General features: G+C 67.5%; 16 protein-coding genes. 9 read left to right on the plus strand and 7 right to left on the minus strand.

Annotation, left to right across the window (positions count from 1 at the left end; translation table 11 throughout):
- Positions 1-19: 19 nt before the first annotated feature.
- From BLV60_RS09850 to BLV60_RS09880, 7 genes are all read left to right on the plus strand, one after another.
- Entirely contained in the window at positions 20-997 is a 978-nt protein-coding gene (locus BLV60_RS09850) for a Bug family tripartite tricarboxylate transporter substrate binding protein (protein ID WP_093053763.1), read from the plus strand.
- Positions 998-1,081: 84 nt separating this feature from the next.
- Positions 1,082-2,062, plus strand: coding sequence for a Bug family tripartite tricarboxylate transporter substrate binding protein (locus BLV60_RS09855; protein WP_093053766.1), 981 nt, complete (start codon positions 1,082-1,084; stop codon positions 2,060-2,062).
- Positions 2,062-3,417, plus strand: coding sequence for an FAD-dependent oxidoreductase (locus BLV60_RS09860; RefSeq protein WP_093053769.1), 1,356 nt, complete (start codon positions 2,062-2,064; stop codon positions 3,415-3,417). Before BLV60_RS09855 ends, BLV60_RS09860 begins: the two co-directional genes overlap by 1 nt.
- Positions 3,418-3,471: 54 nt before the next feature.
- Complete coding sequence (locus BLV60_RS09865; protein ID WP_093053772.1) at positions 3,472-4,161, plus strand: hypothetical protein; 690 nt, start codon at positions 3,472-3,474, stop codon at positions 4,159-4,161.
- 90 nt (positions 4,162-4,251) lie between these two features.
- On the plus strand, positions 4,252-5,142 hold the full coding sequence (locus tag BLV60_RS09870) for an acyl-CoA thioesterase (protein WP_093053775.1): 891 nt from the start codon (positions 4,252-4,254) through the stop codon (positions 5,140-5,142).
- Positions 5,143-5,181: 39 nt separating this feature from the next.
- Positions 5,182-5,790 carry a glutathione S-transferase gene (locus BLV60_RS09875; protein ID WP_093053778.1) on the plus strand — a complete coding sequence of 203 codons (609 nt, stop codon included), beginning with the start codon at positions 5,182-5,184 and terminating at the stop codon, positions 5,788-5,790.
- A gap of 161 nt (positions 5,791-5,951) precedes the next feature.
- Positions 5,952-6,665 carry an SDR family oxidoreductase gene (locus BLV60_RS09880; RefSeq protein ID WP_093053781.1) on the plus strand — a complete coding sequence of 238 codons (714 nt, stop codon included), beginning with the start codon at positions 5,952-5,954 and terminating at the stop codon, positions 6,663-6,665.
- Here the strand turns inward: BLV60_RS09880 and BLV60_RS09885 are convergent.
- Entirely contained in the window at positions 6,649-7,599 is a 951-nt protein-coding gene (locus tag BLV60_RS09885) for an AraC family transcriptional regulator (RefSeq protein ID WP_093053784.1), read from the minus strand. The two genes, BLV60_RS09880 and BLV60_RS09885, sit on opposite strands and share 17 nt — an antisense overlap.
- A gap of 79 nt (positions 7,600-7,678) precedes the next feature.
- Here BLV60_RS09885 and BLV60_RS09890 point away from each other — a divergent pair, with 79 nt between their 5' ends.
- Together BLV60_RS09890 and BLV60_RS09895 are read left to right on the plus strand one after the other, a co-directional pair.
- Complete coding sequence (locus tag BLV60_RS09890; protein WP_093053787.1) at positions 7,679-8,890, plus strand: multidrug effflux MFS transporter; 1,212 nt, start codon at positions 7,679-7,681, stop codon at positions 8,888-8,890.
- Positions 8,891-8,952: 62 nt separating this feature from the next.
- Complete coding sequence (locus BLV60_RS09895) at positions 8,953-9,591, plus strand: methyltransferase domain-containing protein (protein ID WP_256328940.1); 639 nt, start codon at positions 8,953-8,955, stop codon at positions 9,589-9,591.
- A 56-nt stretch (positions 9,592-9,647) separates the two neighbouring features.
- Here BLV60_RS09895 and BLV60_RS09900 read toward each other — a convergent pair whose 3' ends face one another.
- The 6 genes from BLV60_RS09900 to atpE form a co-directional block, all read right to left on the minus strand.
- Positions 9,648-10,379, minus strand: a complete 732-nt coding sequence (locus BLV60_RS09900; RefSeq protein ID WP_093053793.1) for an ABC transporter ATP-binding protein — start codon at positions 10,377-10,379, stop codon at positions 9,648-9,650.
- Positions 10,376-11,131, minus strand: a complete 756-nt coding sequence (locus BLV60_RS09905) for an ABC transporter ATP-binding protein (protein WP_093053796.1) — start codon at positions 11,129-11,131, stop codon at positions 10,376-10,378. The genes BLV60_RS09900 and BLV60_RS09905 overlap by 4 nt, the downstream gene beginning before the upstream one ends.
- Positions 11,128-12,111 carry a branched-chain amino acid ABC transporter permease gene (locus tag BLV60_RS09910; protein ID WP_093053799.1) on the minus strand — a complete coding sequence of 328 codons (984 nt, stop codon included), beginning with the start codon at positions 12,109-12,111 and terminating at the stop codon, positions 11,128-11,130. The genes BLV60_RS09905 and BLV60_RS09910 overlap by 4 nt, the downstream gene beginning before the upstream one ends.
- Entirely contained in the window at positions 12,108-13,028 is a 921-nt protein-coding gene (locus BLV60_RS09915) for a branched-chain amino acid ABC transporter permease (protein ID WP_093053802.1), read from the minus strand. The genes BLV60_RS09910 and BLV60_RS09915 overlap by 4 nt, the downstream gene beginning before the upstream one ends.
- 128 nt (positions 13,029-13,156) lie before the next feature.
- Entirely contained in the window at positions 13,157-14,362 is a 1,206-nt protein-coding gene (locus BLV60_RS09920; RefSeq protein ID WP_093053805.1) for an ABC transporter substrate-binding protein, read from the minus strand.
- A 155-nt stretch (positions 14,363-14,517) separates the two neighbouring features.
- Positions 14,518-14,757 carry a F0F1 ATP synthase subunit C gene (atpE, locus tag BLV60_RS09925; RefSeq protein ID WP_012745530.1) on the minus strand — a complete coding sequence of 80 codons (240 nt, stop codon included), beginning with the start codon at positions 14,755-14,757 and terminating at the stop codon, positions 14,518-14,520.
- Positions 14,758-14,765: the final 8 nt, after the last annotated feature.

Here is a 14,765-nt window from a genome sequence, read left to right on the forward strand (position 1 = left end):
CAGGCCCAGGAGACAAGACATGAACTTTTCGCGCGCACTTCTGGCAGGCGTCCTCGCCTTGACGGCGGCGACAGGCGCCATGGCGCAAGCCGGCGACTTCCCCAACAAGCCCGTGACCCTCGTCACCCCCTTCGCGGCTGGCAGCGGCCCCGACGCGGTGCTGCGCCTGGTCTCCGACAAGCTCTCGCGCCTGTGGGGCCAGCGCGTGCTGATCGACAACAAGCCCGGTGGCGGCGGCTTCATCGCCATCGACCAGGCCCGCCGCGCCGCGCCCGACGGCTACACGCTGCTGCAGCTCGACAGCGAGCACATCGCCGCGCTGCCGCACCTGTACAAGTCGCGCAACTTCGTGACGCTGCAGCACTTCGATCCGGTGGCGTCGCTCTTTCGCACGCCCTTCTTCGTGGCCGTGGGCACCGACTCGAAGTGGAAGAATATGAGCGACCTGATTGCCGCCGCCAAGGCCAACCCCGACGGCATCGTCTACGGCTCGTGGGGCGTGGGCAGCCCGGGCCACCTGGGCGCGCAGCAGCTCGAAGCGCTCACTGGCATCCACATGCGCCACGCGCCGTACCGCGAGGTGTCGCAGCTGTTCTCCAACGTGGGTGCGGGCGAGGTGCCGTGGAGCTTCGCGAGCATTCCATCGAGCCAGGGCATCTACAAGGCCGGCAAGCTGCGCTACCTGGCCATCGCGGCGCCCAAGCGCATTCCGCAGATGCCCGACGTGCCGACCATGGCCGAGGCCGGCGGCCCGGCCTCGCTGGAGGTCAATTCGTTCGTGTCGCTGCTCGCGCCCAAGGGTGTGCCGGCAGCCATCAAGGCGAAGATCAATGCCGACGTGGCCAAGGTCATCGCCGACCCCGAGATCCGCGCCCGCTTCGACACCTTCGCCTTCGAGCCGCTGGCCTGGTCGCCAGAGGAAATCGAGCGCAATGCCGAGGCCAAGTCGAAGGTGTACGGCGAGCTGGTGCGCAGGGGCAACATCAGCCTCGAATAGCGGGGGGCGTGGCTTGCCCGGTGTCTTGCTCGACAGTTAAGCTGGCCCTCTTTAGTTTTTGACAACTTTTTCACACTTCTTTTCATGCAAGCCACCAAGAGAGCTCTCCTGATTGCCTGCGGTCTGGCGGCCGCCGCCACCGCGCTGCCGCTGAGCGCCAATGCAGAGAATGCCGCCTGGCCGACCAAGCCGATCCGCCTGCTCGTGGGCTTCCCGGGCGGCTCCACGCCCGACATCGCGGCGCGCACCATCGCCGAGCCGCTGTCGAAGGCGCTGGGCCAGCCGATCGTGGTCGACAACAAGGCCGGCGCCTCGGGCAACATCGCGGCCGACCAGGTGGCCAAGGCCACCGACGACCACACGCTGGGCATCGTCATCAACGGCAACCTCACGTCGTCGAAGATGCTGTACGCCAGGCTGCCGTACGACCCGGTGAAAGACTTCACCTACCTGTCGCTGATCGCGACCGCGCCGCTGGTGCTGGTGGCGCAGAACAACCTGCCCTCCGGCACCGCCTTCTTCGACGAGGGCCGCAAGGCCGGCGACAAGTGGAACTACGGCTCGGTGGGCATCGGCTCGGTCGGGCACCTGGGCATGGAACTGCTCAAGACCCGCGTGCCCGGCTTCAAGCCCGAGCACGTGCCCTACCAGGGCAACCCGCAGGTCATCACCGCGATGCTGGGCGACCAGGTGCAGATGGGCCTGATCCCGCCGGGCGTGGCCATGCCGCAGATCAGGGCCGGCAAGCTCAAGGCCATCGGCCTCACGGGCGGCCGCAGCGCGCTGGTGCCCGAGATCCCGCCGCTGTCGGAAGCCGGCGTGAAGGACTTCAATCTCGAAGTGTGGGTGGCGCTGCTCGGCCCGGCCAACCTGTCGAAGGCGGCGCAGGCGCGCATCAGCCGCGAACTCGAAGTGGTCATGAAGAACCCGGACGTGCGCCGCAAGCTCTTCGAGCAGGGCTGGCAGGCCGTGGGCACTTCGCCGGACGGGATGCGCACGCGCGTCAACGAAGAGGCGGCGATCATGACCAAGATCATTTCCGCACGCGGAATCAAGCTCCAGTGATGACTACGTCTCCCACAACATTGCATGAACCGGCGCGCGAGCTGCCGGTCTTCGGTGAATACGACGTGGTGGTGGTCGGCGGCGGCCCCGCCGGCATCGCTGCCGCCGTGAGCGCTGCACGCCACGGTGCCAACACGCTGCTGGTGGAGCGCTACGGCTTTCTCGGCGGCATGGGCACGGCCGGCGGCGTTACCAACTTCGCGGGCCTGTACGGCAAGCGCAAGGGCGAGATGACCCAGCTGGTGCACGGCGTGGTCGACGAGCTGATCGACCGCATCGCCGGCCTCAACGGCATGAACCAGCCGCAGAACGGCATGGGCGGGCGCATCTGCGTGCGCTCGTACGACACCTCGGCCTACAAGCTGGCCGCTGACCAGCTGCTCGACGCCGCGGGCGTGAAGCTGCTGTTCCATGCGTACGCGGCCGCGGTGATCCGCGAGGGCAGCCGCATCGCGGCGCTGGTGGTCGAGACCAAGTCGGGCCGCCAGGCCATTCGCGCCAACGCCTTCATCGACGCCAGCGGCGACGCCGACGTGGCGGCCTTTGCCGGCGTGCCCTTCGAGGTGGGCGACGGACACGGCAGCGGGCTGTTCCCGACCACCATGTTCCGCATCGGCCAGGTCGACGCGCCGGCCGCGCTGGAGGCGGTGGGCGAGTTCAAGGCCATCAACGACTACATGGCGCGCACCGAACAGCAGAAGCCGGGCGTCTACAAGTTTCCGCGCGAAGGCGCCATCCTGCGGCCCAACAAGGACCCGCGCGAATGGCGCGCCAACGTCACGCAGATCCGCAACGCCCAGGGCCGCGCGATGAACGGTGTCGATGCGCGCGAGCTCACCGAGGGCGAGCTCGAAGGCCGCCGCCAGATCAGCGAGTACTTCAAGTTCCTGAAGGCCGAGGTGCCGGGCTTCGCGCAGTCGTCCATCGTGGAGATCGCGCCGCAGGTCGGCATCCGCGAGACGCGGCGAATCCAGGGGCTCTACGCGCTCGGGCGCGAAGACATCCTGGGCTCGGCGAAGTTCGGCGACAACATCGGCCTGAATGCCTGGCCGATGGAAATGCACGCAGACGGCCGCATCGAATGGGCCTTTCCGCGCGACGAAGCCAACGCCTACAACCACCTGCCGTGGCGCATGCTGGTGCCGCAGACGCTCGACAACCTGCTGGTGGCCGGCCGCTGCGCGTCGATGACGCACGAGGGCCAGTCGGCCGCGCGTGCGAGCGGCGGCTGTTTCGTCATGGGGCAGGCCGCGGGTACGGCGGCAGCGTCGCTGGGCAGCACGGCCTTCGCGAAGGTCGATGTGCCGGCCCTGCAGAAAAAGCTGGTCGCCGACGGCGCCGACCTCGACCGCTGAGCACGGCGGCGCGCTAGAGTCCGGGGCAAGATGAACTCGACCCCCGGACGAAACGTGAATCTTCTTTCGTTGTCGATCACCGCGCGCCGCGGCTTCCTGGCTCTTTTGTGCGCCGCGCTCGGCCTGATGCAGTGGGGCTGCGCCAGCACGCCCGAGGGCGAGCCCGTTCATGGCAAGGACGCGATGGTGAGCTTTCTCGCGAGCAAGGACGGCCGCAAGCTCGTCATTGCCGGCGAGAAGTACCACTACGTGTTCGACGGCGACCCGGGCGTGGCCACCATCCTGCGGTGGGAAGGGCGCACCAAGATCTCGCCCGCCCTGGTCGGCGAGTTGAAGGTGGCGCGCAACCAGAGCCTCGAAGGCCAGTACGTGCTGATGGCCTTCGACACCGACCTGACGCCTGACGACCAGGCCTTCCTGATCCAGACCGGCTTCGCGAAGACCGAAGTGAAATACGGCGACCGCACCGGGCCGGCGCTGCGCTACTTCGGCAGCGTGAAGGGCCGTCGCTACGAGGCCGGCGTGCTGAAGCAGGACGAGGCGGTCGACTTCTCCCGGACGCAGTACCTCAAGTACGTGGAGCAGGAAACGGCCAGCGGCCCTGCCGACAAGGCCGCGCCGACGCCGCTGGCCCGCGCCGCCGACGGCTCGCTGGTGCTGGGCGGGGCGCCGTTGTCGGTGGTGCAGGGCGGAACGGACTACAGCTGCCGGGCCCGCTTCATGGACATCTGCTTCTTCAGATAGCAGCCGCTGACCGGCCCGCGACAGCCCGCGGGCGCGGCCTTTGCTATGGTCCAGGGTTGCTTTCTGCCCTGTTTTGACAGCCTTCCCCCGATGACCACCGATTCCGCCACCGCCGCCCACCTCGTCAACGAACTCGTCGCGCTCATGCAGCTCGAGCCACTGGGCGGCGACCGCTTCCTGGCCCAGAGCGAGGACATCGGCACGCCCGCCGTGTTCGGCGGCCAGGTGCTGGGCCAGTCGCTGATGGCCGCGAGCCTCACGGTGGGCGCCGAGCGCCCGGTGCATTCGATGCACGCCTACTTCCTGCTGCCGGGCGAACATGCCCCCATCGAGTACAGCGTCGACCGCGTGCGCGACGGCCGCAGCTTCACCACCCGCCACGTGGTGGCGCGCCAGCAGGAGCGCATCATTTTTGAAATGTCGGCCTCGTTCCAGACCATGGACGAAGGCGTCGAGCACCAGTTCGACATGCCCGAGGTGGCCGGCCCCGAGGGCCTCGTCAGCGAGCTCGACCAGCGCATCGCCCTCGGCGACCGCCTGCCAGAGCCCTGGCGCTCCAAGGCAATACAGCCGCACGGAATCGAATACCGCCGCGTCGACCCTGAAGACCTGATGGCGCCGCTGCCGCGCCCGGCGGCGTCGCAAAGCGCCATCTGGATGCGCGCCATCGCGCCGCTGCCCGACGATCCGATGGTGCACCGCGCGCTGCTGGCCTATGCCTCCGACCACGGCCTGCTGCGCGCCGCGATGCTGCCGCACGGCCTGAGCTTCATGAGCGGCCAGGTGCGCCCCGCGAGCCTCGACCACGCGATGTGGTTCCACCGCGATTTCCGCATGGACGACTGGCTGCTGTACGTGCTCGATTCGCCCAGCGCGGGCGGCGCGCGCGGCCTGTGCCGCGGCAGCCTCTATGCGCGCGACGGCCGGCTCGTGGCTTCGGCCGCGCAGGAGGGCATGCTGCGCATCAGGAAGCCGGCGTAGTCACAACAGCGCAAGCCCGAAGCACAAGCTCTCATCACCATGAAAATCTTCTTCTCTCCCGCTTCCCCCTTCGTGCGCAAGTGCATGGTCGTGGCGCACGAGCTCGGCATTGCAGACCGCATCGAGAAGCTGCCGAGCGCGGCCGGCCCGGTGAAGCGCGACGCCACCATCATTCCGAAGAACCCGCTCGGCCAGGTGCCGACCTTCATCACCGACGACGGCCAGGTGCTGTTCGACAGCCGCGTGATCTGCGAGTACCTGAACGCCACGCAGTCGGGCAAGCTGTTTCCGGCCGACGGCGCCGTGCGCTGGGCGCGCCTGACCGAACTGGCGTTGGCCGACGGCATGACTGGTGCCGCATTGCTCGCTCGCTACGAGAGCGTGTTGCGTCCCGAGGAGCTGCGCTGGACTGACTGGACCGACGGTCAGCTCGCCAAGGTGCGTACCGGCCTCGAATGGCTCGAGACGGCTGCACCTTCATTTGGTGACCGTGTCGATATCGGCACCATCGCTTTCGGCTGTGCGTTGGGCTACATGGACTTCCGGTTTCCCGCGGTGGATTGGCGCGCTCAAGCGCCGAATAGCGCGAAGTGGTTCGAGGCGTTCAACCAGCGTGCGTCGATGCAGGCTACTTTGCCTGCGGTTTAGGTTTCGTTCGTTCGGGGCGCGCTCACGCCGACGGGGGACATTCGCGGAGGGGAGTACCCGGTGTCTTCGCACTCGCCCTGAACAACAAGACAAGAGCCTGAATGGCAAGAGCCCCGATTCCTTGGCTAAATGCAGGTTCCGCATGAACCAAGGAATCCCGGATGTCTTCTGAAGAACAGAAAAAAGTAGCCATCGTCACCGCAGGTGGCAGCGGCATGGGCGCCGCAGCAGCACGCAAGCTCGCAGACGACGGCTTTCGTGTAGCCATCCTCTCGTCGTCGGGCAAGGGCGAGGCACTGGCTGCCGAGCTCGGTGGCATCGGCGTGACCGGCTCGAACCAGTCGAACGACGACCTGAAGCGGCTCGTAGACAAGGTCGTTGCCCAGTGGGGCCGCGTCGACGTGCTGGTCAACAGCGCCGGCCACGGCCCTCGCGCACCCATCCTCGACATCACCGACGAAGACTGGCACCGCGGCATGGACGTCTATCTGCTGAGTGCCGTGCGCCCCGTGCGCCTCGTTGCGCCGCTCATGGTGAAGCAGGGCGGCGGCTCCATCATCAACATTTCCACCTTCGCCGCCTTCGAGCCCGACCCGGTGTTCCCCACATCGGGCGTGTTCCGCGCGGGCCTCGCAGCCTTCACCAAACTCTTTGCCGACAAGTACGCGGCCGACAACGTGCGCATGAACAACGTGCTGCCGGGCTTCATCGACAGCCTGCCCGAGAAGGCCGAATTCCGCGGCCGCATTCCCATGGGCCGCTACGGCAAGAGCAGCGAGATCGCGGCCGTCATCGGCTTCCTCGCTTCGGAAGGCGCCGGCTACATCACCGGCCAGAACCTGCGCGTGGACGGCGGCATCACGCGTTCTGTGTAACGCTGCCGCGGCTCAGCACGCGAAAGCGCCCGGGGCTTTCGCCCACCATGCGCCTGAATGCGGCGCTGAACGCAGTCTCCGACTGATAGCCGATGCGCTCGGCAATGCGCGCAATGGCTTCGTCGCTGTGGCGCAGCGCATTGCGCGCCACCGTCATGCGCCAGCCGCCCAGGTAGTCGAGCGGCGTTGATCCCGTCAGCGACTTGAAGCGCACCGCGAACGCCGTGCGCGACATGCCCGCCGATTGCGCAAGACTCTCGACGGTCCACGGCTGTGCGATGTCGCCATGCATGCGCGACAAGGCCTCGCCGATGCGCGCATCGGCCATTGCACCGAGCCAGCCTTCGGGCTGCGGCGCATTCGCCAGGTACACACGCAGCGCCTGCACCAGCACCAGTGCGGCGAGATTCGTGCGCGCAATCGATGCGCCTGGTCGCATCTCGGCCGTCTCCCAGCCCAGCAGGTCGAGCAGTCCCACGAGCGGCCGCGCGCCGGGGTCGCTTGCGCGCAGGTGGATCAGCGGCGGCAGGTGGCGCAGCAGCAGTTCGCCTGCTTCGGTGTCGAGCGTGAAGCGACCACTCGCCATGGTGACTGCCTCGGCGTCACCCGCGCCACGGCCGTCGTAGCGCAGCACGCCGTCGGGGCCGCGGTGGTCGCGGCTGATCTGCATGCCGTCCTGCATCGGACCCGGCGGATCGCTGGAAGAAGTGAAAGGCTGGCCGTTGGTCAGCAGATAGAAGTCGCCCTTCTCCAGCAGGACCGACGGGCTCTTGTCTCCGATCTGCAGCCGTATCCGGCCCGTGAGCACGCCACCCAGCTTGATGTGCGAGTCGTAGTGCGGATAGCGAAAGGCCCAACGGCCGTGCGCTTCGAAACGCGAAGACAGCGTGCTGCTCACCGTGAGCATCGAAAGCACATCGGACAAGGGGTCCATGGTTTCTTCTGTACGAATGAATAGGAAAAGCGGCCTGTTGATTATTCAATCATCCAGCTTGACGCGCGACCATCGACGCATGTCCTCATCGAACGCTCAACTTTCCCGCTACGCCATCGTGCTGGGCCTGCTCACCGCGATCGGACCTTGCGCCATCGACATGTACCTGCCAGCGCTCCCCGCCATCGGCCACGCGCTGGGCGCCGACCCGCACGCGGTGCAGGCCAGCCTTATGGCCTTCTTCATTGCGACCGGCGCGGGCCAGCTCGTGGCAGGCCCGCTGTCGGACATGTTCGGGCGCAAGCGGCCGATGTACGTGGGCCTTGCCGTGTTCGCGGGTGCGAGCATCGGCTGCGCGCTCGCACCGAACATCGGCGTGCTCATCGCCTTTCGCTTCCTGCAGGGGCTCGGCGCCTGCGCGAGCATGGTCACGCCGCGCGCCGTGGTGCGCGACCTGCACACTGGCACCGAGGCGGCGCGGCTGATGTCGATGCTGATCCTGGTCTACAGCGTGTCGCCGATCCTCGCGCCGCTGGTGGGCAGCTTCGTGGCCGAGGCGGCCAGCTGGCGCGCGGTGTTCTGGGTGATCGGCGCGCTCGCGGTGCTGGCCATGGCAATGGTGGCCGCGATGTTGCCCGAGACGCGGCCGCCGGCAGCGCGTGCGCAAAGCAGCCTGCGTGGCGCGATGGCCAGCTACGGCGTGCTGCTGCGCGACCGGAATTTCCTGGCCGTGGCCTTCATGGCCTCGCTCACGCTGTCGGGCTTCTTCGTCTACGTGGCGAACTCGTCGTTCGTGATGAGCACGCACTACGGCATCTCGCCGCGCATGTACGCCGCGCTGTTCGCGTTGAACGCGGTGTCGATGATCGCGGCGTCGCAGTTCAACGGCTGGCTCGCCGCGCGCTTCGGCATCCGGCGCGTGCTGCGTACGGCGGTCATCGCGCATGCCGCCGTCACAGGGCTGCTGCTCGTGCTGACGCTGGCGGGCGTCGACCGGCTCGGCGTGCTGGTCGGCCTGCTGATGGCCGTCTACGGGCTCAATGGCGTGATCGTGCCTTCAGCCTTCGTGGTCGCGATGGAAGGGCATGCCGCGCGCGCCGGTACCGCCTCGGCGCTGCTCGGCACGCTGAACTTCGCGGGCGGCGCGGTGATGGTCGCGCTGGTGTCGCCATTCGCCAATGGCACGCCGCTGCCGATGGTGGCGGGCATCGCGTTCTGCTCGGCCATTGTGCTGGTGCTGGCCATGCGCGCACTGCGGCTCGCGCACGCCACGGCACCGGTCAGCGCCTAGGCGATTTTCCCCATGAGCCGGATGGCGCGTTGGACCTAGACTTTCCATCCAGGTCCCGCCGGATGTCCGATGGGCCGGAAAGGCTGCTTATGAAAATCTCCGCACAGGCGCTGGAGAAATCGCACCGCACCGTCCAGTCCTACGAAGGTTCTGCCCGCGAGTACAACGCGATCGTGGCCGAACACCCGCTGCAGCCCGAAATCGCGGACGCGATGCGGCGGATGATGCAGTTCGTGCCCACCGGCGGCACCGTGCTCGAGATCGGCTCCGGTCCGGGGCGGGACGCCGACTTCATCGAGTCCCTGGGCGGGGTCGTCAGGCGCACCGATGCGGCACAGGCATTTCTCGATCTGCAGGCGGAGCGCGGCAAGAAGGGCGAACTGCTCGACGTCATCACGGATGCGCTGGGAGGGCCCTACAACGCCATCCTCGCGATGTGCGTGCTGATTCATGTCGATCGCGCGCAGATCGGCCCGATCTTGCGCAAGGTCTTCGACGCACTCGAGCCCGGCGGTGCCTTCCTGGTCTCCATGCGAGTCGGCGAAGGCGAGACGAATGGCGACTGTCACACCGTGTACTGGGCGAAAGACCTGTTCGCCGCGCAGCTTCAAGAGGCCGGCTTGCGCACGCATTGGGAGATGGAGCGCATCGGCCGCAACGAGGAAGCGTGGGTCTACTTCCTCGCGCTTCGTCCGCAATGAGACGCGGCGCCGTGAACGCCGTGAAGCCGCGCGAACCAGGGGGGCGAACGGAGGCCCTACACGCCCAGGTAGCGCGTCCACAGCGACCGGTCGGCGTCCAGCGCAGCCGAGTCGCCCTGCCACACCACGCGCCCGCGTTCGAGGATCACATGGCGGTTGGCCAGCGGCAGCAGGCGCTGCACGTACTTGTCGACCACCAGGATCGCCTCACCCTCGGCCTTGAGCGTGGCAATGCAGTGCCAGATCTCCTCGCGGATCACCGGGGCCAGCCCTTCGGTGGCTTCGTCGAGGATCAGCAGGCGCGGGTGCGTCGACAGCGCACGGGCGATGGCCAGCATCTGCTGCTCGCCGCCAGAGAGCTGGTTGCCCGCGTTGGCCTTGCGCTCCGACAGGCGAGGGAACAGGCCGTACAGCGCATCGAGCGTCCAGCGCGGCGCGCTGCCCGGGCGCGGTCTTGCAAAGGCGCGCAGGTGCTCATCGACGCTGAGATTGGGAAACACATGCCGCCCTTCGGGCACGATGGCCACGCCGCGCCGCGCGATGGCGTCGGGCCGCATCGATTTGTTCGGGCCGCCGATGGCCGCGCCGCCGAAGTGCACGCTGCCGCGCATCGGCGAGAGCGTGCCGGTCAACACCTTCAGCAGCGTGCTCTTGCCCATGCCGTTGCGTCCGAGCAGTGCGAGCACTTCGCCGGGGCGGATGTCGAGGTCGATGCCGAACAGCACCTGGCTGGCGCCGTAGCCGGCTTCGATGGATTTCGCTTCGAGCAATGTGTTGGCCGTGCTCATGAGTGGCCCTCCGCTTCCGTGCCGAGGTAGACGGCTTGTACGTCGGGGTGGCCCCGCACTTCGTCGGCCGTGCCGCTCATCAGCACCTTGCCCTGCACCAGCACGGTGAGCCGGTTGGCCAGGCGGAACACCGCGTCCATGTCGTGCTCGATCAGCAGGATGGCCATCGATGCGCGCAGCGATTCGATCAGCTCCACCATGCGCGCCGATTCGTCCGGACCCATGCCGGCCATCGGCTCGTCGAGCAGCAGCAGCTTGGGCTCGGCCGCGAGCGCCAGCGCTACGTCGAGCGCGCGCTGCGCGCCGTGCGGCAGCGTGCCCGCGATGCGCTCGCGTTCGCTGCCGAGGCCGACGCGGTCCGCAAGCGCCACTGCACGATCGACGAGGTCGCGTTCCTTCGCGCGCGGCGCCATGAAGCGCAGGCTGGTGCCCGCATGGGCCTGCGCTGCGAGCATCAGGTTGTCGTGCACGGTTTCTTTGGGGAACACGCGCGTCACCTGGAAGCAGCGCGACATGCCGGCGGCCACGCGCTGATGATCTTTCAGCTTCGTGATGTCGGCTTCGTCGAGCAGGATGCGGCCGGCATCGGCTTTCAGCAGGCCGGTGATCAGATTCACCAGCGTGGTCTTGCCCGCGCCGTTCGGGCCGATCAGCGCATGCACTTCGCCGCGCTCCACGGTGAGGTTCACATGGTCGGTCGCCAGCAGTCCGCCGAAGCGCTTGACCAACCCTTCGATTCTGAAAAGGCTCATGGTGTCGTCTTACTCCCTCGCCCCTCCGGGGAGAGGGTTGGGGTGAGGGGCAAGCGGCGCTTGTAGAGGGCGGCAAGCCCCTTCGGCGCCCACAACGCAACAGCGATCAGCAACAACCCCAGCGGCATATGCCAATGCTCCGTGTGCTGCTTCAACGCCTCTTCGAGCAACAGCCAGACAACAGCGCCCACCGGCCCGCCCCAGCTGCGCCCCAGCCCGCCGATGACGACCATCACCAGCAGCGTGGCCGACTGCGTCCAGTGCATCGTCGCCGGACTCACGAATCCGTTGCCGCCCGCGAGCAGCGCACCGGCCAGCCCCGCGATGGCGCCTGCAATCGCGAACGCCACCAGCTGCAGCCGGAACACCGGATAGCCCAGCGCCCGCATGCGCGTCTCGTTGTCGCGGATGCCCATCAGCGCATGGCCGAAGCGCGATTGCGTCGCACGGTGCAGCCACCAGAGCGCGAGCGCCACGATCGCCAGCACCACCCAGTAGAAGTTGGCTTCATTGCCCAGGTCCAGCCCCGGCAGCAGCGTGGGTCGCGACATCAGCGTGTAGCCGTCGTCGCCGCCATAGCGGCGCAGCGACACCACCACGAAGTACAGCATCTGCGCGAAGGCCAGCGTGGTCATGATGAAGTACACGCCGCGCGTGCGCAGCGCCACCGTGCCGATCAGCGCCGCGACGAGGCCGGCCACGAGCGCGGCCAGCGGCCACATCACCCACGCCGACATCACGCCCGCGTCGCTGAGCGCCACCACCGTGTATGCCCCCACGCCGATGAAGCCCGCATGCCCCAGCGCCACCATGCCGCCGAAGCCGAGGATGAAGTTGAGGCTTGCCGCAGCCAGCGCCACGATGAGCACGCGCCGCACGAAGCCGATGTAGAACTCGAGCCCGAAGACAGGCGCGACCAGCGGAAACGCCGCGAGCAGCACGAAGAGCAGCCCGAGGCCGATGTAGCGTGAAGACTTCATGCGCGTGCCGAGAAAAGGCCCGAGGGCCGGAAGATGAGGACCACCACCATCAGCGCGTACATCGCGACTTCGGCGAACAGCGGCCCCAGGTCGGCTGCAGTAGCCGGCGGCAGCGTGGCACGCAGCAGCATCGGCACGAAGGCACGCCCCACGGTGTCGACCACGCCCACGAGCAGTGCAGCCACGAAGGCGCCGCGCACCGAACCGATGCCGCCGATCACCAGCACGACGAGCGCCGGAATCAGGATGGCCTCGCCCATGCCGACTTGCACCGCGACGATCGGGCCCATCAGCGCGCCCGCCAGCGCGGCCAGCGCCGCACCCAGCAGGAACACGCCGTTGAAGATGCGGCCCACGCGCACGCCCATCAGCTCGGCCATCGGCCGGTCGGAGGCGCCCGCGCGCACCCGCATGCCGATGCGCGTGTGGTTCACCAGCAGGTACAGCGCCAGCGCGACCAGCAGGCCACCGACGAGGATGACGAGGCGATAGGCCGGGTAGGGCAGGCCGTCCATCAGTTCGACCGGCCCCGAGAGCGCGGCCGGCGTCGGCGCCATCACCGGCGACGGGCCCCAGGCCATCGTCACGATGTCGTCGGCGACCAGGATCACGCCGAAGGTGGCCAGCACCTGCGCGAGGTGGTCGCGTGTGTAGAGGCGGCGCATCAGCAGCGCTTCGAGCAGCAGCGCCACCACCACGGTGACCGCCACCGCGATGACGATGGCCGCCGCGAACGAGCCGGTGCGCGTGTGCGCCTCGGCCGCCACGTATGCGCCGGCCATGAAGAGCGAGCCATGCGCGAGGTTCAGCACGTCCATGATGCCGAACACCAGCGTGAGCCCCGCAGCCAGCAGGAACAGCATCAGCCCGTAGCCGAGGCCGTTGAGCAGCTGCTCGAGAACAAGAATTCCACTCATAGGATCACAAGGATTGCTCGCGTTTTCATTCGAGGAACACCGAGGAACCGGCTTTGCCGGGCCTCAGGTGTTGCCCCCGATAGGGGGAAGGAGAAGCGACACGAAGTGCGCGAAGCCTGGGGGCGAGCCTATTTCAGGGGGCACTTGTCTGCGTAGCTGTCGCCGTAGTTCGTGAGAACCGTGTTGATCAGCTTGTTCGTGACCTTGCCCTGCGCATCCTTGCCGATCACGCGCAGGTAGAAGTTCTCGATGGGAAAGTGGTTGTTCGCGTACTTGAAGTTGCCGCGCGTCGATGCGTAGTTGGCCTTCTTCAGCGCGGCCACCACGGCTTCGCGGTTCTGCGCGTTGCCGCCGGACTGCTTCACGGCAGCGTCCATCGCGAGGATCGCGTCGTAGGCCTGCGCGGCGTACACCGACGGGTAGCGGCCGTTGTATTCCTTGCGGAACGCGGCCACGAAGGCCTTGTTGGCGGCGTTGTCGAGGTCGTGCGCCCAGTGCGAGGTGTTGAACAGGCCGAGCATCGGGTCACCCACGGCGCCGATCACGTCCTCGTCGGCCGAGAAGCCGCTGGTCACGAGCGTGATGTCCTTCGACAGGCCCGCGCCCACGAACTGCTTGATAAAGTTGATGCCCATCGCGCCGGGCAGGAAGAAGTAGATGGAGTCGGGCTTGGCCGCGCGCAGCTGCGCGAGTTCGGCGGCGTAGTCGATCTGGCCCAGCTTGGTGTAGAGCTCGTCGGCCACCTGGCCCTTGAACTGGCGCTTGAAGCCGCCAAGGGCATCCTTGCCGGCCGGGTAGTTGGGGGCGATCAGCACGATCTTCTTGAAGGCGCGGTCTTGCGCGAACTTGCCGGCGGCCTCGTGGAACTGGTCGTTCTGGTAGGCGGTGCCGAAGAAGTAGGCATTGCACTGCGCGCCGGCGAACTGGCTGGGGCCGGCATTGGCCGAGAGGTACGGCACCTTGGCGTTGAAGAGCGTGGGGCCCACGGCCAGCGCCACGTTGGAGCCGATGGGGCCGCTGAAGATGTCGATCTTGTCGCGCTGGATCATGCGGTCGACCAGCTGCTTGGCCTGGTCGGGGCTGCCGGCCATGTCGGCCTGCACGAATTCGACGTCCTGCCCGCCGAGCTTGCCGCCCAGCTGCTTGATGCCCAGCGCGAAGCCATCGCGCGCCTCGGCGCCCAATGCCGCGAATGGCCCCGAGATGTCGAGGGCCAGGCCCACCTTGACGGGTGCGGCAGCGGCCGACACCGCGGTACCGAGGGCTGCGCCGCACAGCAGCAGCGAAAGCAGGGTGCGCGGCAGCGCGGGCGACTTCGGGGGCAGGTGGCTCATGGGTTCTCCGGCAGGGAAAGATGAAACAACGCACCGGTACCGCCCCATGCGGCACCGGCGACATCAAACCGTTGATAGCTAAATACTTTAACTGTAAACAATTCGGTGTCAACAGTGCTAGCACGAATGGTGCCAGTGCGCCGTCTCGTTCCTGCTCAGCCGAAGGGGTTGGCGGTGGCAAACCAGAGGCCGATGCCGGTGGCGATGATGAAGGCTCCGTCGGTCACGCCTGCCACCAGGAAGAACTTGGTCTGCAGCGTGTCGACCAGCTCGGGCTGGCGCGCGGTGCTTTCCAGGAACTTCTGGCCGACCAGTCCGATGCCGAGGCAGGAGCCGAGGGCCGCGACGCCGATCAGCAAGGCGACTGCGAGGGGAAGGATGTTGAAGCCGGTCATGGTGTTTT

This window comes from Variovorax sp. YR634, assembly GCF_900106655.1.
In the GTDB taxonomy this organism is placed as follows: domain Bacteria; phylum Pseudomonadota; class Gammaproteobacteria; order Burkholderiales; family Burkholderiaceae_C; genus Variovorax.